The organism is Agathobaculum sp. NTUH-O15-33, assembly GCF_033193315.1.
GTDB classification, from domain to species: domain Bacteria; phylum Bacillota; class Clostridia; order Oscillospirales; family Butyricicoccaceae; genus Agathobaculum; species Agathobaculum faecihominis_A.
Genome location: NZ_CP136187.1, coordinates 265536 through 284816, shown reverse-complemented (window position 1 = coordinate 284816; position 19281 = coordinate 265536). Strand labels below are relative to the sequence as shown.

At 58.4% G+C, this 19281-nt stretch carries 19 protein-coding genes; 8 read left to right on the top strand and 11 right to left on the bottom strand.

What is annotated here, in order from left to right; all coding sequences use genetic code 11:
- Positions 1 to 36: 36 nt before the first annotated feature.
- From RWV98_RS01440 to RWV98_RS01430, 3 genes are read right to left on the bottom strand one after another with little or no spacing between them, the layout of a single operon-like run.
- Positions 37 to 594, bottom strand: a complete 558-nt coding sequence (locus RWV98_RS01440) for a hypothetical protein (RefSeq protein ID WP_317863293.1) — start codon at positions 592 to 594, stop codon at positions 37 to 39.
- Positions 578 to 2716 carry a M56 family metallopeptidase gene (locus RWV98_RS01435; RefSeq protein WP_317863292.1) on the bottom strand — a complete coding sequence of 713 codons (2139 nt, stop codon included), beginning with the start codon at positions 2714 to 2716 and terminating at the stop codon, positions 578 to 580. Before RWV98_RS01435 ends, RWV98_RS01440 begins: the two co-directional genes overlap by 17 nt.
- Positions 2717 to 2729: 13 nt before the next feature.
- Positions 2730 to 3101 carry a BlaI/MecI/CopY family transcriptional regulator gene (locus RWV98_RS01430; protein WP_280961545.1) on the bottom strand — a complete coding sequence of 124 codons (372 nt, stop codon included), beginning with the start codon at positions 3099 to 3101 and terminating at the stop codon, positions 2730 to 2732.
- Between the two features lie 107 nt (positions 3102 to 3208).
- On the opposite strand from RWV98_RS01430, the gene RWV98_RS01425 reads away from it, so the two are divergent.
- Entirely contained in the window at positions 3209 to 3874 is a 666-nt protein-coding gene (locus RWV98_RS01425; protein WP_317863290.1) for a response regulator transcription factor, read from the top strand.
- Positions 3871 to 4761 carry a sensor histidine kinase gene (locus RWV98_RS01420; protein WP_317863288.1) on the top strand — a complete coding sequence of 297 codons (891 nt, stop codon included), beginning with the start codon at positions 3871 to 3873 and terminating at the stop codon, positions 4759 to 4761. The genes RWV98_RS01425 and RWV98_RS01420 overlap by 4 nt, the downstream gene beginning before the upstream one ends.
- Positions 4762 to 4825: 64 nt before the next feature.
- Here the strand turns inward: RWV98_RS01420 and RWV98_RS01415 are convergent, their stop codons facing one another.
- From RWV98_RS01415 to RWV98_RS01390, 6 genes are all read right to left on the bottom strand, one after another.
- Positions 4826 to 5203 (bottom strand): ribbon-helix-helix domain-containing protein, encoded by a 378-nt coding sequence (locus RWV98_RS01415; protein WP_280961542.1) that lies wholly within the window; start codon positions 5201 to 5203, stop codon positions 4826 to 4828.
- 644 nt (positions 5204 to 5847) lie between these two features.
- On the bottom strand, positions 5848 to 8601 hold the full coding sequence (gene secA / locus RWV98_RS01410; RefSeq protein ID WP_317863285.1) for a preprotein translocase subunit SecA: 2754 nt from the start codon (positions 8599 to 8601) through the stop codon (positions 5848 to 5850).
- Between the two features lie 100 nt (positions 8602 to 8701).
- Positions 8702 to 9649 carry a calcium/sodium antiporter gene (locus RWV98_RS01405; protein WP_317863283.1) on the bottom strand — a complete coding sequence of 316 codons (948 nt, stop codon included), beginning with the start codon at positions 9647 to 9649 and terminating at the stop codon, positions 8702 to 8704.
- Positions 9650 to 9879: 230 nt separating this feature from the next.
- Positions 9880 to 10728: a hypothetical protein gene (locus RWV98_RS01400; RefSeq protein WP_317863281.1), complete on the bottom strand. Its 849-nt coding sequence runs from the start codon at positions 10726 to 10728 to the stop codon at positions 9880 to 9882.
- 438 nt (positions 10729 to 11166) lie between these two features.
- Complete coding sequence (locus tag RWV98_RS01395; protein ID WP_317863279.1) at positions 11167 to 11499, bottom strand: hypothetical protein; 333 nt, start codon at positions 11497 to 11499, stop codon at positions 11167 to 11169.
- Entirely contained in the window at positions 11496 to 12563 is a 1068-nt protein-coding gene (locus RWV98_RS01390; protein ID WP_317863277.1) for a hypothetical protein, read from the bottom strand. Before RWV98_RS01390 ends, RWV98_RS01395 begins: the two co-directional genes overlap by 4 nt.
- A 153-nt stretch (positions 12564 to 12716) precedes the next feature.
- Here RWV98_RS01390 and prfB point away from each other — a divergent pair, with 153 nt between their 5' ends.
- Entirely contained in the window at positions 12717 to 13841 is a 1125-nt protein-coding gene (prfB, locus tag RWV98_RS01385) for a peptide chain release factor 2 (protein WP_280961536.1), read from the top strand.
- 86 nt (positions 13842 to 13927) lie between these two features.
- Here prfB and RWV98_RS01380 read toward each other — a convergent pair whose 3' ends face one another.
- Positions 13928 to 14677 (bottom strand): GntR family transcriptional regulator, encoded by a 750-nt coding sequence (locus tag RWV98_RS01380; RefSeq protein ID WP_317863275.1) that lies wholly within the window; start codon positions 14675 to 14677, stop codon positions 13928 to 13930.
- Positions 14678 to 14950: 273 nt separating this feature from the next.
- Here RWV98_RS01380 and RWV98_RS01375 point away from each other — a divergent pair, with 273 nt between their 5' ends.
- From RWV98_RS01375 to RWV98_RS01360, 5 genes are all read left to right on the top strand, one after another.
- Complete coding sequence (locus RWV98_RS01375; protein WP_317863273.1) at positions 14951 to 16225, top strand: aconitase X catalytic domain-containing protein; 1275 nt, start codon at positions 14951 to 14953, stop codon at positions 16223 to 16225.
- Entirely contained in the window at positions 16207 to 16632 is a 426-nt protein-coding gene (locus tag RWV98_RS01370; protein ID WP_280961533.1) for an aconitase X swivel domain-containing protein, read from the top strand. Before RWV98_RS01375 ends, RWV98_RS01370 begins: the two co-directional genes overlap by 19 nt.
- Positions 16633 to 16728: 96 nt before the next feature.
- On the top strand, positions 16729 to 16887 hold the full coding sequence (locus tag RWV98_RS19345) for an alanine:cation symporter family protein (RefSeq protein WP_442872115.1): 159 nt from the start codon (positions 16729 to 16731) through the stop codon (positions 16885 to 16887).
- Positions 16884 to 17012, top strand: coding sequence for a hypothetical protein (locus RWV98_RS01365; protein WP_317863271.1), 129 nt, complete (start codon positions 16884 to 16886; stop codon positions 17010 to 17012). Before RWV98_RS19345 ends, RWV98_RS01365 begins: the two co-directional genes overlap by 4 nt.
- Positions 17013 to 17091: 79 nt before the next feature.
- Positions 17092 to 18072, top strand: coding sequence for an ornithine cyclodeaminase family protein (locus tag RWV98_RS01360; RefSeq protein WP_317863269.1), 981 nt, complete (start codon positions 17092 to 17094; stop codon positions 18070 to 18072).
- 121 nt (positions 18073 to 18193) lie between these two features.
- On the opposite strand, the gene RWV98_RS01355 is transcribed toward RWV98_RS01360, so the two are convergent.
- Positions 18194 to 19072, bottom strand: a complete 879-nt coding sequence (locus tag RWV98_RS01355) for a LysR family transcriptional regulator (protein ID WP_317863267.1) — start codon at positions 19070 to 19072, stop codon at positions 18194 to 18196.
- Positions 19073 to 19281: the final 209 nt, after the last annotated feature.

Sequence of the window (19281 nt, the reverse complement as noted above, 5' to 3'; positions counted from 1 at the left end):
GAGAGACGCCGCCCGCATGGGCGGCGTCTCTCAGCTTTATGAAACCTGCGACTGATTGGCAAACAGCGCCTTATCGCAGTTCGCGGCATAGATGGGCAGGCCCATTTCCGCGATCAACAGCAGCATATACCAGAAATTCTGTACGCCGCCCTGATAAATGCCCACCAGCGTGAGCACCGCGTAGGGAATGAGATACACATAGCGGAACCGGCGGCCGTTTTCCGCAAGATCGTGCCGCCCCGCCCGCTCGGACAGGAAGATCAACAGGCCGAGCACATGATAATAGATCAGCGTGTTACAAGCCATGGCGGCAAGCGAAAGCATGGTATCTACCGCGGCCGGAATCGCGGCTGCAATCCCCGGAAACCAGCCGATCAGGCTGAGCAGCGCCGCGAGAAACAGCACGGGCTTTAACGCGCGCGGACGGTCATAGTCCGGGAAGCTGTCCAGTACGCACGATACCTGCCAATATCCATAGAACGCGGGCAGGATATCGATCATGAGTACGCCCGTGAAGCCGATGTTCACTGAAAAACCGATGCGGATCAGCGCCCAGAACAGAGGGCGGATATCGCGTTTATCCGTTTGTTCCATCGTCTGTTTCCTCCATATCCGCGGCTTGTGCCCGTAAAATCACGTCCATGATCTCACCGCCGTTCAGTTGTGTGCGCAGATATATCTTATCCGGCACATTTGCATTACGAAACACATTGTTATCCAACAGGCTGGTCGCGTACCAGCCGCTCGTATCCGGTGTTAGGTCGGATAGGGCCGCAGCCTGTGCCCAGCCGATGAATTTACCAAACTCGCTTCCGGTAGCGCTGCTTCTCTCCGGGTTGGTTTCCGGTACCATATCCTGCTCCATCGGCGCGGGAGCACCCACGATTCCCAATACGCCGGCCATGGAAACACCGGCCTTGGGGCGAATAAAAAGCTGCCCTGATATTCCGGTATCATCGTATATCGGCAAATTGGTCTCTCCGCCCCAGCCCATCATAGCCATCATGGGATCAGCCTGCTCCAGCCATTCCCCTGTTGCTTTTTTATAACTATAAAACATATAGCTTTGGCTGGACGCTATGCGTGCCTCATAGTCGAAATAGGCGTCCTCCGCGCGATATGTAAAGATTCTGTCCTCCAGCGGATATTCCCACCATGGCTTTCGGGCGGCGACCTTACCAGCTTCCACGCTTTGCACGATGTATTGCCCGCCTTGCCGATATGCGCGCACACGGTCATATCGATACTGGTTTAGCTCATCTTCCCTTAGCTTGCACATAGGGTATAGAATCGTCGCGGCGCCGCCTTCGCTGGTTTCCGTGACATTGTATAGCGCAAAAGCGGGGTTGATGCTCCAATTCGGATAATCAAGGCTTTGAACCGGATCGGCTTGCACCTGTCCATAGTTGGCATCATACAGCCAATCTACTATTTGATCGTCAAACGCCCATGGCAGCTTTCCCTGTTTTTCATTCTCCGAAAAGGTTCGTGCAAGCGCTTCTCTCGTTTCGTCATCCGCGACGATATAGCGGTAATACCCGTTATCCAGCGCGTATCCCTTGCCGTATAGATAAAACGCTTCATTGATATCGCTCACACGGTAGCGCTCGGCCTTTTGCAGCCATTTGGCCGTATCCGCGCCCGGCACGCCGGGATCGCGCCAGCTTGCGGCCCGCGCAAGCGGCGGGGTCAGGCACATCCACGCGAGCAAGCAGAACAACAGAAAACTCATGCCGCGCGCACGGCGGGACACCTCCTTGTGCCTTGTGACGCGCACGATGCGGCGGCGGATGTTCCGCTCTCCGCTGGCAATGCACGAGGTGCCCATCCGGTACCGAAAGCCGGGCTGCACCATCTCAAGCAGGCGGCGCCCGTAGCCGATGTGCTCCTCCGGTTCCAGCCGGTCCAGCACGCACTCGTCGCAGGCGGTCTCGCAGTCGTCCGAAATGCGGTTAAAGGTACGCCAAAGCAGTGGATTGAACCAGTGCAGGCACCGAAACACCATATAAAGATAGTTTTTAACAATATCATGCCGCACCATATGCACCATTTCATGCAGCAGCACCTCGTCGGCCACAGTCTCCGCCATCGGCGCTGGCACGACCAGCGTGGGCCAAAACACGCCGCAAACATACGGCGTTGCTCCGGCGGGCGATAGGCGCACCCGTACCCGGTACGCCTCCTCTTCCGGCTCCATCTGTGCGGCCAGACGGTACATTTGTTCCGCGCGCGCCTGCAAAGCTTCATTTGCCTTGGGGAAACGCCGTGTACGGACACCAAGAAGCAGGCTGGCCGTAAAATAATACGCCAGCAATCCCGCCGCGCCCGCCGCCCAAAGCCAGAACAGCCCCCGGTTCAGGGTATCCGCCCAGTCGGGCAGCCCCGGCTGGGGCAAATGAAGGCGTATAAACCGCCCCTCGCTCTGCCGGACGACCGGCGTGGGCGGCGTTTCACCGGAAGAAAGCGCGGCGGCTTGCCGGGTCACGGCTCCGGCAATGGATGGTACATCGACCGCGGCCCCAAGGCTGAAATCATTTTTCGGCAAAAAGCCGCCGGTGGGCGGGATCACCAGCCGCGCAAGCAGAATCATCCACACCAGATAATGCCACTTCGCTGTTAAGTGCTCGCGAAATAGCCATTTTACTGCAAACAACAGGCCCGCCGTGACGGTCGCGGTCAGCGACCAGATCAGAATAGCGGAAAACCGCATAGCCATTCTCTCCGCCCCCTTATTTGCCGCGCGCCTCGGCGTCGTCCAGCAGACGCCGAAGCTCATCTATTTCATCCTCGGAAAGATCGTTTTGCTGCAAAAAGGTACGCACCAACCGGCTGGCGGAGCCGTGGAACACGCGGGATACAAAGCTTTCCGTCTGTTCGCGCACCGAATCCTCGCGCGGAACGGCGGCGGCATACTTCTTGGGGCTGCCGCCTTGCTCGCATACGAAGCCCTTGGCGGCCAGCCGCGTTAAAAAGGTGTGCACCGTGTTGCGGTTCCAGCCTGTGTCGGCGAGCGCGGCGGTCAGCTCCGCCGCCGTTGCCCCGCCCAGCGTCCACAGCGCGTCCATGACCTGCCATTCGGCTTCCGATATTTTCTGTTTCATGCCGTTTACCTCACTACAAGTGTAGTCTATATGATTATACTACACTTGTAGTTGCAGTTTGTCAAGCGCTAAGTCATGTGATACAATAGCGCAGAGAGGTGATTGCCATGAACCGAATCTTGATCGTAGAGGACGACCCTTCGCTTGGCCGCGGGCTTGTCATTGCCCTGACCGACGCCGAGACCGCGCCCACCCTTGCGGCGAGCTGCGCCGATGCGCGCCGCCTGCTCGCGGAGCAAGCGTTTGACCTTTGTATTTTTGACGTGGGCCTGCCGGACGGCTCGGGCCTAGACCTGCTGACCGAGCTGCGGCAGGTAAGCGTTACCCCCGTGCTGCTGCTGACCGCGAACGACTTGGAGACCGATATCGTGACTGGGTTCACGCTCGGCGCGGACGATTATATCACAAAGCCCTTTTCGCTGGCCGTGCTACGCGTGCGGGTAGCGGCCCAGCTGCGCCGCGCCAAAAGCGGCGCGCCGGTGTGCCGCGTGGGCGAATACGAGTTTGACTTTGACCGCCTGACCTTTGCGCACGGCGGCAAACCGATCGCTCTATCGCAGACCGAGCAAAAGCTATTAAAGCTGCTGGTCGAAAACCGTGGGCGCACCTTGCCGCGCGACACGCTGATCGACCGCATATGGACGGACGGCGCGGCCTATGTGGATGAAAACGCGCTTTCCGTTACCGTGCGCCGCCTGCGCTCCAAGCTGGGCGACGACGCGCCGATCAAGACCATATACGGAGTCGGCTACACTTGGGCGGTGGAGGCATGAACTATTTTGCGCTGCTTACCGTGCTTGCGGCGGCGGTAATCATCGTGGGCGACCGGCTGCTGCTTCGCCGCACCATGAACCGGCTCGATCGCATGCTGAACGACGCGATCGCCGGGCGGTTCACCGAAGCAAACTTCGACGAAAGCCGCTTTTCGGCGGTGGAAAGCAAGCTATACCGCTATTTGAGCGCGTGCTCCTCCTCGGAAGCGAACCTTTCGGAGGAAAAAGCCCGCATACAAACCATGATCGCGGACATTTCCCACCAGACCAAAACGCCGATCGCCAACATTTTACTTTACGCGGGCCTGCTCGGCGAACAGCCGCTGCCGGAAGGCTGCCCCGATCTGGTGGCCGCGCTCGGTGCGCAGGCGGAAAAGCTGCGTTTTCTGATCGACGCGCTGGTCAAATCCGGGCGCTTGGAAACCGGCGTGATCGCGGTGCAGCCGCGCCGCGCAGCACTCGCGCCTATGATGCAAGCGGCGGCGATTCAGATTCAGGCGGCGGCGGAGAACAAGGGGATTGCGCTTTCGTACCTTCCGCTTGAGCAAACCGCGCGTTTCGACCCCAAATGGACGCAGGAAGCGCTGTTTAACCTGCTGGATAACGCGGTAAAATATACGCCCGCGGGCGGCCGGGTATCACTTTCCGCCACGCCGTACGAATTGTTTTGCCGGATCGACGTAACCGACGACGGGCCCGGCATCCCCGAAGTGGAGCAGGCGCAGGTATTCGAGCGGTTTTACCGCTCGCCCTCCGTGCGGGATGAGCAGGGCGTGGGCCTAGGCCTGTACCTTGCCCGCGAGATCGCCGCCGCGCAGGGCGGCTACATCAAGCTGGCAAGCAAGCCCGGCTCCGGCAGCACGTTTTCCTTATTCGTACCGATATAACATCAAAAGGAGAAGAAAACCGCATGGTTTTCTTCTCCTTTTCGCTTTGTAGCGGAGCCGCGCTTTATTCCTGTTCCGCCTTTATTTGCTCTGTCATAAAGCGAATGAGCTCTTCCGGGGTCGGTATATCCCCTTTTCGCGGCACGCTTTGCTGGTAAGCGGCCGTTTCTTCGTCGGACGGCGAAGTAAACGCCATCAAAATCGATTTTTGTATTTCCTCCTCGATCTCTCGCGGCGTGGTATGGTATTGTTTGGCTAAGTGTTTGTAGATCTTTTTCATGTTCATATCAATGCCCTTTTTGCCTTTATATTTTTTCAGCAAATCCTCAACTGCCTCATCATGTAACTTGGATTTTGGGATTCGGGTTTCATAATGCAGCTGCTCAAACGCGCAAATCAGGTCATTTCGTAACGTTGATGTAAATTGCTTGCGATTGACCAATGGATATTCCGATATGACACCCACCCCCTTTTGTATTACTATTGTACGGATACTGGAAAGACAAAACAAGGGAATTGAATTTGCATAAGGTTAATTAAGATTATGGATGTATATCCGTATCATTCCAATAAAAGCTGTGCGGCGGCTTCCTCTTGGAGCCTCGCTCACGTTCGCAATAAAATACGCGGCGGTAGCCGCGGGAGACGGTCGCGCCGCCCGGCGCGGGGGCAAGAGGGAGCGGACACCTGCGGTTTCCTCTCCCTCCTGACTTCCACTCTTTCCCTTACTCCTGACTGGGGGGCGGCGCTTGCCGTCCTGTTGAATTGCGTGTGGGGCACCTTAGTGCCGTACCGGTTTCCTAGGGATTCAGTGGATAGGTGCCTCCGCTCGGCCGGACCGGCCTGATTTGGCGCGCCCACGTATGCTGGCGCTTCGCTTGCGGCGGGCTGGGGTCACCGCCCAACATGTCGGGTGCGTTGGGGGTGTTGTGAGCCGGTTTAAACGGCGCAGACCCATATGTTGTAGGGCGTGGTGCCCTCACCACGCCGCGCGGCTACTGCCGCGCATAAAATTGTGCGCGCCAGCGCACCACCGAAAAAAGCAAGCGGGCGATCCGGTAAGGATCGCCCGCTTGCTTCACTTTTTTACTGCGGCTTATCCTGCTTTAAATAGCAGCACTTTTTGTACTTTTTGCCGCTGCCACACGGGCAGGGATCGTTCATGCCGACCTTCTTGCCGACGCGGACAGGCTCCTTCTTGGCCGTGCCGTCCGCCGCGCCCGCGGCCGAGGTCTCCTTGGCGACCTGCTCGCGCTTGGGCTCCTCCTGCGTGCGCACCTGCGCAAGGAAGATCATACGGACGGTGTCCTCGCGGATCGAATCGATCATTGCGTCGAACATATCAAAGCCTTCGCGCTTGTACTCAACCACGGGATCGTGCTGGCCGTACGCGCGCAGGCCGATGCCGTTTCGCAGCTCGGTCATGGCATCGATATGGTCCATCCACTTGGTATCGACGTTCTTGAGCAGCACCACGCGCTCAAGTTCGCGCATGATCGCGGGCGTCAGCTGGCTCTCCTTGGCTTCATAAACAGCGTGCGCTTTTTCGCACAGCTCGTTTTTAAGCTGGTCGGCGGTCAGATCGTCGCATTCCTCGGGCGTAAAGACGCAGTCGTCCGGGCGCAGGAACAGGCCGATAAACGGACGGCGCGCCTGCTCCACCATCTCTACGGAAAGCAGATGGTTTTCGCCAATCGCGGCGTGCACCGCGCGGGCGATCGTATCATCCACCATCGAAAGAATGTTGGACTTCATATCCTCGCCGGACAGCACCTTGAGTCGCTGGCTGTAAATGGTCTGGCGCTGGGTATTGAGCACATCGTCATACTCCAGCACGTGCTTACGGGTAGCGAAGTTGCGGCTTTCAATCTTCTTCTGCGCGTTCTCGATCGCGCCGGACAAGATTTTTTGGTCGATCGGCTCGTCTTCCTCGATGCCGAGCGTATCCATCATGTTCTGTATCTTTTCCGAACCGAACAGACGCATCAGATCGTCTTCCAGCGAGATATAGAAGGAGGATTCGCCCGGGTCGCCCTGACGGCCCGCGCGGCCGCGCAGCTGGTTATCGATACGGCGGGATTCGTGCCGCTCGGTGCCCAGAATATACAGGCCGCCCGCCGCCCGCACCTTTTCCGCGTCAGCGTCGGTTTCCTGTTTATACTTTTCGTATAATTCTTTAAAACGATTACGGATATCCAGAATGGCCGGATCATCCGTTTCCGCATGGCCGTTGGCTTCCGCCAGCAACTCCGGCGTGTAATCGCCCTTGCGCAGCTCGTCCAGCGCCATGGTCTCGGCGTTGCCGCCAAGCATGATATCGGTACCACGGCCCGCCATGTTGGTCGCTATGGTGACCGCGCCGGATTTACCGGCCTGCGCGACGATATCCGCTTCCTTTTCGTGGTACTTCGCGTTCAGCACCGTGTGCTTGATGCCCTTTTTCTTTAAAATAGCCGAAAACTCTTCGGATTTTTCGATGGACACGGTACCGACTAGGATCGGCTGGCCCTTCGCATGGCATTCCTCGATACGCGCGATGGTCGCATTAATCTTGCCGCGCTCGTTCTTATACACCGCGTCCGGGTTGTCCAGACGGGCGATTTGCTTATTGGTCGGAATTTCAATAACGTCCAGCTTATAGATGTGGCGGAATTCCTCTTCCTCGGTCAGCGCGGTACCGGTCATGCCGGACAGCTTGCCATAAAGGCGGAAGTAATTCTGGAAGGTGATGGTGGCGAGCGTTTTGCTTTCGTGCTCTACCTTTACGCCTTCCTTGGCTTCGATCGCCTGATGCAGGCCCTCGTTATAGCGGCGGCCGAACATTAAACGGCCGGTGAATTCATCGACGATGATGACCTGACCGTCGCGTACGACATAATCGACATCGCGCTGCATGACGCCGCGCGCCTTGACCGCTTGGTTAATATGGTGCTGCAACGTGGTATTTTCAGGATCGGACAGGTTTTCAACCTTGAAGTAAGCCTCGGCGCGGCTCTGGCCCTTGGGGGTAAGCGTGGCGGTGCGGGCTTTTTCATCTACGATATAATCGGCTTCGATATCCTCCTGCTCTTCCTTGGCGTCCACTTCCTTGACGCGCAGGCACTTCAGGCCCGCGGCAAAGCGGTCGGCCATTTGGTACAGGGCGGAGGATTGCTCGCCCTGACCGGAAATGATCAGCGGCGTTCTCGCTTCGTCGATCAAAATAGAGTCGACCTCGTCCACAATGGCGAAGGCGTGGCCGCGCTGCACCATGGACTGCATGTAGATCGCCATATTATCGCGCAGGTAATCAAAACCAAACTCGTTGTTGGTGCCGTAGGTGATATCGGCGGCATACATCGCTTTGCGCTCGTTCGGCTGGATGTCGTGAATGACAAGGCCGACGGTCAGCCCTAGATAGCGGTACACCTTGCCCATCCATTCCGAGTCGCGCTTGGCAAGGTAATCGTTCACGGTGACGATGTGCACGCCCTTGCCGGTCAGCGCGTTCAAGTAGGCGGGCAGGGTCGCGACGAGGGTCTTGCCTTCGCCGGTTTTCATCTCGGCGATTCGGCCCTGATGCAGCACAATGCCGCCGATGACCTGCACGCGGTAATGGCGCAGACCGAGCACGCGGTCCGCGGCCTCGCGCACGGTGGCAAACGCCTCGGGCAGCAGATCGTCCAGCGTTTCGCCGTTCTGGAAGCGGGTCTTAAATTCCGCGGTCTTGCCGCGAAGCTGTTCGTCCGTCAGGGTACGGTATTGATCCTCCAGCGCGTCCACCTTGTCCGCGATCGGATAGATCTTTTTCAGCTCGTGGCTCGAATGGGTGCCAAATAGCTTTGTGAAAATATTAGCCATTGTTCAAATATCAGCCTTTCAAAAGAGCATAACTCCATATATAATCATCTTATTATATCACAGAACGCGAGCGGAACAAACAAATTTTTTGTAAACGGCGTTACATGGCGGAGCGCATGATCAGGTACGCGGTGAAGCCGACATAGCAAAGCGCCATCACGGCGCCTACCGGGCGCGACATTTTGCCCTTCATTGCGGGCAGCAGGAACGCGATGGACAAAATCGTCAAGATCGCGCTGTCGATCACGGCGGTGGGCAGTACGGTAATCGGGCTGATCAACGCGGACGCGCCTAGAATGAGCAAAATATTGAACAGGTTGGAGCCGATGACGTTGCCCATCGCGATATCGTTCTCGCCCTTCTTCGCGGCGACGAGCGAGGTGACGAGCTCGGGCAGGCTGGTGCCGATGGCAACAATGGTCAGGCCGATCAGCGTTTCGGAAAGGCCGAACATGCGGGCGATGCCGGTCGCGCCGTTTACCGAAAGCTGGCCGCCCATAACGATGCAGATCAGGCCCAGCACGATGTTGACGCCGATCATCACGGGCGGCATGGCCTCGGCCAGCTCTTCCGCCCCGTTTGGCGCCGATACCGCGCGGTTGCGGAGCGCCGGGCGCACCTGCACGATCATCAGCCACACGAACAGCACGAGCAGCAGCAGACCTTCCCAGCGCGTGATGCCGCCGCCGAACAGCAGCATCACGGTAAGCAGCCCCGCCGCCGCGATGGAGAGCGGCCAGTCGCGCCGCAGGATGTCACGGTCGACCACCAGCGGGCACAGCACCGCAGACAGACCGGCCACCACCAAAAGGTTAAAGATGTTGGAACCCAGCACGTTGCCGACCGCGATCTCGTTCGCGCCCTTTAAGGCGGCGGTCACGCTGACGGCCAGTTCGGGCGCGGACGTGCCGAAGGCGACGACAGTCAGGCCGACGATCAGCGCGGGCACCCCCAGCCGGCGCGCGAGCGCGGACGCGCCCGCGACGAACTTGTCCGCCCCCCAGACGAGCAGCGTGAAGCCTACGATCAGTAAAACAAAAGACAGCATAATGATACGACCCCTTTAAAAGTATTTCCAGAACAAAAAAAACGAGACTTTCATTGCAGTTTCAGGCTGCAATAAAAGTCTCGCTACTTACGGAACGGTACGGGCCGAAAAAGTTCCGGCCGAGATTGACGACACCGCCCCACGCGGCGCCGCCGCGTGAGCTACTCCCTTTTATATCGTGGAAATCATTTTGATTACCTGTCCTACTATATGCAAAAGATACCGGTTTGTCAAGACTTTGTTTTATTTTTTCTCAGCAATAGAAGCAACAGCGCCGTGACGGCGATCACAAGGATCACGATGGCGATGATTGCCAGAGTGAGCGGCGTGTCGGGCTGGTGGGCAGGCTGCTCGTCCGCGACGGGTATGGGATGGACCGGCTCGACGTCATCTGGCTCCGCCATGGGCGCGGGATCGGCGGGTTCAGCAGGTTCGGTGGAAGCCGGTTCCGCCGCCGGGGTCTGCGCGGGCGCGCCGGCGGGCTTCTCGATCGTTAATTCGGCTAAGTACACCCAGCCATGCTGGCCGTTATACGCCGTATAGCCCCATTTCGAGTTTTTGACCGAGGTCGTTTCCTGCTCGATATGCAGGGCGGTCTTCATTGGGATCGGGTCGTCCAGCACCTTACCGTAGGACGAGTCCGGCCCGGAGCGAAAGTTCACGCCGATACCGTCCGGCGAGTTGACATAGGCGGTATAGTCCACCTCGTACGCGCGCGACCAAAAGTCATCCGCGGCGGACGCGGGCTTTGTGGTGGTCGTTTCAGCCAGATATACCCAGCCGTACTCGCCGTTATACGTCGTATAGCCCCATTTGGAGCCCTTACTCGAAACGGTCTCCTGCGAAATATGCAGTTTGGTGTCCATCGGGATCGGGCTGTCGAACACCTTGCCGTACTCCGAACCCGCGCCATAGCGGAAATTTAAGCCGATGCCGTCCGGCGAAGCGACATAGCAGTCGTAATCCACTTGATAAGCATATTCCCAAAATTCGTCTACCGCCGCGTCCGCCAGCGCGGGCACGATGGCCATAACCAGCAGCAGCGCCGCGAACAGCAGTCTTTTCCCCAGATGTCTCATTTCCAAATCCCCCTATTTTATCATCGATTACTTTGCAAATAGCCGCCTTTGCCTGTGCCTATATAACCATAGTACCGCAACAAAGGAAAGCGTTTGATCGGTGCGTAGGTAGAACGCCAGCACAAAAGCGGCGGGTTTGTTGCCAATGTCATTAAGTTAAGGTCAGACAAGACAAAAAGGTATCGCAAGCACAGAACATGTAGGGCGCGACGCCCTCGGCGCGCCGAGAGCGAAGCACCTGGATAAGTGAGAGCATCAAACAGGCTGGTACAGCCGAGCGAAGGGACATGGTTTCTCAGCAAGTGTTACGTCCCTTCGAGACGGCGCGCCGGGAGCGTCGCGCCCTACTAGCTCGGTGATTCCCTTGTTTTTTCCTGTGCGCTTCCCTTATCTTAATGACATTGGGTTTGTTGCATTTTTCATATTCCCCCCTGATGATTAGACTGACAGCAAGCACCCGGCCAAATAAGACGCTAAATTCAAAACCACCGCTGCCACCGCCGCGCGGCGGCGCGAAAGTGGCACACAGCGCCGCAGCAAAACATATTCCGCAGCCACGGCCAGCACTTCGCATAGCGCCGTGACCGGCGGCGCGTAGACCGGCCACAGCTTGCGGCACAGCGTGACCGCAAAAACCACCGGCGGATTGGTGACCAGATTCATCAGCCAAACCACGGTCAACGCGTGCCGGCGGCGCAGGCCAAGCAGCAGCGCCGCGAGCGTTTCAATGAGCAGCGTAACGGCGAGCGAACGCAGCAGGATTCCCGTCATGCGGTTTCCTCGCGGCGGCGCGCAAACCCCAAGCCCAAACCCGGCAGCAGCAGGGCGAGCGAAAGCAGCGTGCCAGCGGCCAGCGCGGCCGGCGTGCAAAACGCATCCGCCACGCCCAGCAGATCGGGCAGCGTGCCGAGGAAGATAGCGAACGTCGCCATGCCGAACGCAAAGCCCCGGTTTTGCAGACCAACCAACCGAGTGAGCGCCGAAAGCGTGAGCGGCATGGACGTTTGAAAGAGCAGGACCGCGAACAGCCCGGCCGCCGGAACAGAAAACGCGGGCAAAAACAGCGCCGCCGCCGCGCACAGCGCCAGAGCCGAGGTGCGCGCAAAGCCGCACCGGTCGCCCAGCAGACCGCCAGCCGCCTTGCCGGCCGCCACACACAGCACGCAAGCAAAGCTCAGCGCGCCGGTCTTCCAAGGGAAAGCGGTCAGCCCGCCCAAAAAGGAACGAAGCAGCACGGTCAATAGCAGGCAAAGCCCCGCCGCGCCGGTGCGCGGCCAGCGCGCGGGCGCGGACGGCACGGCAACGGACGGTTCCGCCGCATCGGCTTTCCAGTATACCAGAAACGCAGCCCCAAGCATTGTCAAGCCGACGGCGAGCCGCGTCCAGTCATACGGCCAAAGCCCGCCGCGCGCGGCCCACACGCCCAGCCACACGCCGACAGCGCCGGTTGAAACAAAAATACCCGGCGCGGCGGCGCGGCCCGAACCGTACGCAAGCGCATACCGCCCGCCGCCGACATGAAACAGCGCGTTGCCGATCCCCGCTATCGCGCACCGTTCCACCCCCGGTATGACCGGCATAAGCCATGCGATCGCGACCAGCAGCATGCCCAGAGCGGCGGTGAGCCGGTCGTTTCGCACATGGTCCGCCAACACGCCGAAGGGCATTTGCAGCGCGAACGCACAGCCGTTATAGAGCAGCATGCAAAGCGCCCACTCCGCGTGCGTTTGCAGTTCCTGCCGCACAGGGCCGCAAAGCAGCAGGATACACGCAAAGTCGACAAAAAAGTGCAGCAGCGCATACGCCCCTAAGCGGCGTTCCGCTGTTTTCCCCATCGTCTCACCCCCTGTCGTATAATCGCCGCGTCAATATGCAATGATTATACTATATCGTGCCGATGAATTCAATTTTTTCCTTTCCTTTGACAATACGCTGTGTTTCGGATATAATAAAAGGAATCGAAAGTTCTAAATGTAAGGAGCATCCGCATGCTGCAATTTGAGGAATACAAAGTAAAGCTGGTAAACCTTGCCCCCCAGTTGGAAGAGCTGCGCGGCAACCTCGGTCTGGAACAGGCCGCGCGCGAGGTCGAAGAGCTTGAACTGAAAAGCTCTCAGCCCGGCTTTTGGGACGACCCGGAAAAGAGCCAGAAGGTCGTTTCCCGTCTGGGCGCTTTGAAGGGCAAGATCGAAGCGTACGACCACCTGCGAACGCTTCGCGACGATCTGCTCACCATCTGCGAGATGGCGATCGAAGAAAACGACGAATCCATGCTCGAAGAACTGCAAAGCGGCTATGACGAGCTGGAAAAGGGCATGGCCGAGCAAAAGCTTTCCACCCTGCTGACCGGCGAATACGATCACAACAACGCCCTCGTTTCCTTCCATGCGGGCGCGGGCGGCACCGAAGCGCAGGACTGGTGCGAAATGCTTTACCGCATGTACACCCGCTGGGCCGAGCGCCACGGCTTCACCTACAAGATCATGGACTATCAGGACGGCGACGAGGCCGGCCTGAAATCCGCCGATATCCTGATCGAAGGCGAAAACGCCTACGGCTACCTCAAGGGAGAAAACGGCGTGCACCGTCTGGTGCGCATTTCGCCGTTCGATTCCTCGGGCCGCCGCCACACCTCGTTCTCCGCGATCGAGGTCGTGCCCGATATCGAGGACGATTCGGCTGATTTCGAGCTTAAGCCCGAGGATTATGAAATGCAGGTGTTCCGCTCCTCCGGCGCGGGCGGCCAGCACATCAACAAAACCTCTTCCGCCGTGCGGCTGATCCATCACGCCACCGGCATCGTCGTATCCTGCCAGACCGAACGCAGCCAATTCCAGAACAAGGACAACTGTCTGCGTATGCTTCGTTCCAAGCTGGTCGAGATCAAGGAGCGCGAGCACCTCGATAAAATCTCCGACATCAAGGGCGATCAGAAAAAGATCGAATGGGGCAGCCAGATCCGTTCCTATGTGTTCATGCCCTATACCCTTGCCAAGGACACGCGCACCGGTTTTGAAAACGGCAATATCTCCGCAGTCATGGACGGCGATATCGACGGGTTCATCAACGCGTACCTCTCCGCCCTCGCCACCGGCAACTGGGCGACCAAGTAATTTCACATTGCGTCACTAAGACGGGGCCCGTTGCAGAATCGCTTTATTCTGCAACGGGCCCTTAGCTTGTCAATGAACCTTCGCGCCTAGGGCGCTTCCGCGGAAAAGTCGATGGCCTCATGCTCCTGCGAGTAGCCAAAGCGGATAAAATCCGTCCGGTAATAGGTCTTAAAATATTCAAACGGGATGAAGCGCCCGTCCATGATTCCACTGGACACGGACTCGAAGAGCAGAACCGGCGTCTCCGGCGGAATCTGCAGATGCGCGGAGACCTCGCGTGGCGGAAGGACCGCCTCCATGGCGTGATCCGTTCTTTTCGCATGGGCGCAGTAGTTCGCCCGGAAAATCTCCAACATAGGCGTCGCGGAAAAATCCATTTGCGCGATCCCCGGGAAGTTGACCGCCGAGATGTAGGAGATCGACTCGTTAAAAATCATCCGGTCCGCCATAAACAGCTTTCTGACGCAGAGCACCGGGGAGCCCGCGGCAACCTGCAAACACTTTGCGATATGTTTGCTGGCCGGGATCGTGGAGCGCTCCAGCTCCCGGTTGTGAGGGCAAAATCCCATCTCCGCGTAGTTTTGCGAACACCGGGTGATGGAATCCAGCGGCTGTGTCTTGCGGATGTCCTTGACAAAGGTGCCGCTCCCGTGAATCTGAACGAGCTCCCCCTGCTTGCAGAGAACGTCGATAGCCTTGCGGACGGTGGCGCGGCTGACCTGAAACAGCTCCGAAAGCCGCCGTTCGCTCAAAAAACGCCCGTTGGGCGAAACGCCTTCCCCGGAGAAAATCATATCCTCCAGAGCGTTCTCAAGCTCCTGATACTTGAGGCCCATTTTCTTTTCCCCTCCCCCGTTTGTTCTACCGTAACTATTATAATACGGCTGGCCAAACATTGCATGTTATTTTTTGAACGCCGCAGCCAAAGTGGCACCATACATCCGCATACCACTTTCGCAAGTGGTCTCCCTTTTAAAATACCTGTCTTGATTTGCACAATTTCATTCCCGATATCTTGTGCAGAACATGAGTGTTTTTTTGCATTTTCCTCCTTTATAATGCGTCATATAGAAGCAAAAGCAGCCATTTGACACAGGAAGGGGCACGACATGAAGCTAACCGAATATGAGCGGGAATTGCTGGACGGCAAGCATGGGGAAGCCGTCCGGATGGCAATGCGGGTCCTCTGCGATCTGGGAGACTATTACGGCGCAGAGGATTTTGTGGAGATCACCGCTTGTCACGACGACAGCACGGTATATTTCGGCGAGGCGCAGGTTGCCTTCGCAGAACATCTGGCTGGTCTCGGCGCAAAATTCGCCGTTCCCACGACCACAAATGCCTGCGCGCTGGACATGCAGCGCTGGGATCTCCAAAAACAGGACGCGGCCTGCATGGCGGCGACCCGCCGCATCGAGGCGTCCCACCTCCGCATGGGCGCCATCCCCACCTGGACCTGTGCCCCCTATCAAACGGGTTTTTCCCCGGCGTTCGGCGCGCAGGTGGCGTGCGCAGAATCCAACGTCATCTGTTTTATGAACTCCATCGTCGGCGCCCGCACCAACCGCTATGCCGGCCCGCTGGAGCTTTTGTGCGGCATTGCCGGACGGGCTCCGAATTTTGGGCTCCACAAAACAGAGAACCGGTACGCGGAGGGACTGGTGGTCCTGAGCGACGAGATTACCGAGGAGATGTTCGACGATCCCAGCATGTTTAGTTATGTGGCCTTCGCCTACGGAAAGATTGTGGGAAGCCGCGTATGGGCCCTGCAGGGCATACCGAGGCGCAATCTGACGCTGGACAACCTAAAGCAGTTCTGCGCCACGGCGGCGTCCTCCGGCGGCATCGCGCTAGTTCATCTGATCGGCATTACGCCCGAGGCGCAGACTATGGAACAGGCTTTCAACGGCAAAGCGCCCCGGCAGGTGGTCACCATCGGGCTCAAGGAGCTTCAGGAGGCCGAGGCCGCGCTGTGCAACGCCGACCAGCAGGGCCCTATCGATCTGGTGTCTCTGGGCTGCCCCCACTTCTCCTGCGCGGAATTTCAGGATCTGGAACGGCTGCTGGCCGGACGGCACATCCATCCCAAGACGGCGATGTGGGTATTCACCAGCCGCTCGAACTATGGTACGACCGAGGCCAGCGGCCTGCTGGACCGCATCAAAGCGCTTGGCGTGCAGGTGTTTGTGGACGGCTGCACAATGGAATATCCCACCGCGGTCTGGGGTACAAAATCCATCATGACGAACTCCGGCAAGTTCGGAACCTATTGCTTCAATAAAGTTGGAATCCACCCGGTGTTCGGCAACCTGAGGGATTGCGTCGAAACAGCGGTTTCGGGAAACGTCGTTCGGGGAGGGCAGCTATGGAACAAATCACTTTGAAATGCAGGAACGTCATTGCCGCGTCCGCCCGGCTGCCGCTGGTCTCCTCCGGGGAATCCTTCAGCTTTGTCGGCGGTGTCGATATCCAAAGCGGTACGATCTCCGATTACCGCCATCCCAATTACCGGGAGAATATCACCGGCAAGGCGTTTGCGTTTCCCTTCGGGCGGGGCAGCAGCGGCGCGGGACTGGTGCTGATGGAGATGCTTCGCATCGGCACCGCTCCCGGCGCGATCATCAACGTCTATACCGATCCCGTGATCCTGACCGGCCCCATGATCTGCCGACACTTTTACAATCAGGTTATCCCTGTGCTCAACGTATCGGAAACGGACTTCGCAAAGCTCGCCGGAGCAAAGGAGATCGAGATCTTTCAGGACAGAGAGGAGATGATCCTTTACCGGTAGTCCCAAAACGGAGACCCATGGGGCACGGCATGCCCAAGGGGCTTGGCAAAGTAATGGCCGTGGTCTTCGCGCTCTTTTGTACCATCGGCTATCTAAATCGTCACCATTATCGTCCTGATCGGCAACGCCAGTAACATTCCCTCCACCATCGCCCTGATTTTCAGCAGTTCCTTTGGCCCCCGTGCAGCCTTCGGCGGCATGCTTGGCGCCGCGTTCTTCTACCCACCGTCAAGAAGGTTTACGTCGACTATATGAACCAGCGCAAGGCCGGCGTTGAGGATCCCTATTTTAACCCCCAGAAGCTGGGGAGCAACAACTGCGACATCTGGATGGACCTCAACAAGGATCGCATTGCTGCCGACCGGGCCAATGAACCTTAATCACCCGTCAAACGTTTTCTCCGTCGGCCGACGCGCTCTCCGGCTGGCGCGAGCAAGCGTCAGAAAGGACCGAAATACCATGAAGCATATGATTGTCATCCCGGAAGAAAAAGCGGCGGCTGCCATTGATATGAAGACGGCGCTCGCCACCGTGCGGGATGCCCACCTTGCCTGCGGCAAGGGCGAGATGTACCCCGGCGGCCGCATCGCCATGCCCCTTGGCCGGGGGGAGAGCTCCGGCCAGTGGCTGACGGCCGTCTGCACGGAGCAGCCCTTCTTCGGCTTCAAGTTCTCCGCTGTCTTTCCGGACAATCCCAAGCGCGGGATGCCCACCGACCAGTCCACCATCAGCCTGTTCTCCGCAATCAACGGCGAGCAGCTGGCGCTCATCGGCGCAAACCACCTCACCGCTCTGAAGACGGGCGCTGGCGCTGGCGTGGCCACCGATCTGCTGGCCAGAAAGGATGCCCGCCATTTGGGGATCGTCGGCACAGGGACGCAGGCGTTTACCCAAGTGCTGGCCATTCAAGAAGTTCGGGAGCTGGAGGAGCTCCGCGTATTCGACATGGCCGCGGACCGGATGGACGCCTTCGCTTCGCGAATCGCCGCGGTGCAGAACCGCCCCTACCAAATCATCCCATGCGGCAGCGGCAACGAGTGCGTGGCCGGCTCCGACATCGTCAGCACCGTGACCCCTTCCCGCAAGCCGGTCTTTGACGCGGACGCGCTTAAACCCGGAACGCATCTCAACGCCATCGGCTCCTTTACGCCCTTCATGCAGGAGATTGCGGAGGAAGCGGTCCAAAAGGCGAGCTTCGTCGTCACCGAGCATGTGGACGGCCTGTGGGCCGCCGCGGGCGATATCCTGATCCCCTTTGAAAAGGGCCTGATCACCCGCGACAAGGTGCGCGGCAGCGTGGGGGATCTGCTGGCAGGCAAACTCCCCGGCCGCTCTGACCATGCTGAGATCACCATGTACGAAAGCGTGGGCTCCTGCGTGCTGGATCTAGCCATCGCTATTGCCGTCTACCGCGCGGAGACCGGCGAGCCGACCGCCTGATAAAAAAGCCGCGCGCCCGCCCCGGCGCACTCGATTGAGATGAGGCCTTGTTTCGATAGAATACAGCAAAAAGCATTTTTACAAACTCTGCGGCGGCCGGTTTTTACCGGCCGCTGCTTTTTTATTCCTGAAGCAGCGCGTACGCCGCGCGGTGCTCGTCCGCGAACGCGCTGTTTTTGCGCCACAGAAAGGTAAAATCGTGTGTGACCGAAAAATCCGCAAGCGGTATTTCGCATATCTCGCCCGTTTGTAGTTCACCGTGTACGGTCGGCTCATACAGGAAGGAAACGCCGCAGCCCGCGCGAACCAATGTTTTGATCGCGTTTAAACTGCCGATCTCCGCCACACGGCGAAAATCCGCCACGGTCAAGTTGCTTTCACGCAGGCGGCGCTCCAGCGTTTCACGCGTGCCCGAGCCCAGCTCGCGCGTGAGCAGGCGCTCGCCGAGCAGATCGCCCAGCTCGCGCACCGGCTTTTGAAAGACAAACCCCGGCGACGCGACCGGTACAAAGCGCTCGGTGCGGTAGGGCAGATGATCGTACTCGTTTTTTTCAAAAAAGCCTTCGACAATGGCAAAGTCGATCTCGCCATTGTCCAGCTTTTGCAGCAGCTCCGCTGTGTTGGCGACTTGCATACGCACTTCCGCGCCGGGTTCCCGCTCAAACAGGCGGGCCAGCGCGCGGGGCATCACATATTCGCCCACCGTCAGCGTCGCGCCGAACGTTAGCCGCCGCCCCCGGTCCGCGAGCGATCCAAGCTCCATCTTCAGGTGCAGCGCGTCGTCCCGCATGGTGGTCGCGGCGCGCAGGAATAGGCGGCCGGCCTCGGTCAGCTCCATCCGTTTGCCCTGCCACGCAAAAAAACGCGCGCCGTACGCGCTCTCCAGCCAATGGATATGCTGCGAGACCGCGGGCTGCGTGATGTGCAGCTCCTCCGCCGCTTTGGTAAAGCTCTGGCAGCGGCATACCGCCAAAAATGTATCGACACGAAAATCCAGCATAGCTCCATCCTCCTCGTTTAATCATAACATAAATTTATCCATTTATAAAGATTGATAATTTTACATTATCGATTGATCGTACTATACTGAGGATGGAAACAAAAAGTATTGAAGGGGGTACCCACCAATGGAAACAGTTCAGCAGGGGGAAGCGGCGCAGGAAGAAGAGCTTGTGTTGCAGCCGGAGCGCGTCGGCTTTCTCCAAAAAA

Coding starts and splice junctions, on each gene's coding strand:
- RWV98_RS01440 (WP_317863293.1), bottom strand. CDS start 594: ATGGAACAAACGGATAAACGCGATATCCGCCCTCTGTTCTGGGCGCTG.
- RWV98_RS01435 (WP_317863292.1), bottom strand. CDS start 2,716: ATGGCTATGCGGTTTTCCGCTATTCTGATCTGGTCGCTGACCGCGACC.
- RWV98_RS01430 (WP_280961545.1), bottom strand. CDS start 3,101: ATGAAACAGAAAATATCGGAAGCCGAATGGCAGGTCATGGACGCGCTG.
- RWV98_RS01425 (WP_317863290.1), top strand. CDS start 3,209: ATGAACCGAATCTTGATCGTAGAGGACGACCCTTCGCTTGGCCGCGGG.
- RWV98_RS01420 (WP_317863288.1), top strand. CDS start 3,871: ATGAACTATTTTGCGCTGCTTACCGTGCTTGCGGCGGCGGTAATCATC.
- secA (WP_317863285.1), bottom strand. CDS start 8,601: ATGGCTAATATTTTCACAAAGCTATTTGGCACCCATTCGAGCCACGAG.
- RWV98_RS01405 (WP_317863283.1), bottom strand. CDS start 9,649: ATGCTGTCTTTTGTTTTACTGATCGTAGGCTTCACGCTGCTCGTCTGG.
- RWV98_RS01400 (WP_317863281.1), bottom strand. CDS start 10,728: ATGAGACATCTGGGGAAAAGACTGCTGTTCGCGGCGCTGCTGCTGGTT.
- RWV98_RS01395 (WP_317863279.1), bottom strand. CDS start 11,499: ATGACGGGAATCCTGCTGCGTTCGCTCGCCGTTACGCTGCTCATTGAA.
- RWV98_RS01390 (WP_317863277.1), bottom strand. CDS start 12,563: ATGGGGAAAACAGCGGAACGCCGCTTAGGGGCGTATGCGCTGCTGCAC.
- prfB (WP_280961536.1), top strand. CDS start 12,717: ATGCTGCAATTTGAGGAATACAAAGTAAAGCTGGTAAACCTTGCCCCC.
- RWV98_RS01380 (WP_317863275.1), bottom strand. CDS start 14,677: ATGGGCCTCAAGTATCAGGAGCTTGAGAACGCTCTGGAGGATATGATT.
- RWV98_RS01375 (WP_317863273.1), top strand. CDS start 14,951: ATGAAGCTAACCGAATATGAGCGGGAATTGCTGGACGGCAAGCATGGG.
- RWV98_RS01370 (WP_280961533.1), top strand. CDS start 16,207: ATGGAACAAATCACTTTGAAATGCAGGAACGTCATTGCCGCGTCCGCC.
- RWV98_RS01365 (WP_317863271.1), top strand. CDS start 16,884: ATGAACCAGCGCAAGGCCGGCGTTGAGGATCCCTATTTTAACCCCCAG.
- RWV98_RS01360 (WP_317863269.1), top strand. CDS start 17,092: ATGAAGCATATGATTGTCATCCCGGAAGAAAAAGCGGCGGCTGCCATT.
- RWV98_RS01355 (WP_317863267.1), bottom strand. CDS start 19,072: ATGCTGGATTTTCGTGTCGATACATTTTTGGCGGTATGCCGCTGCCAG.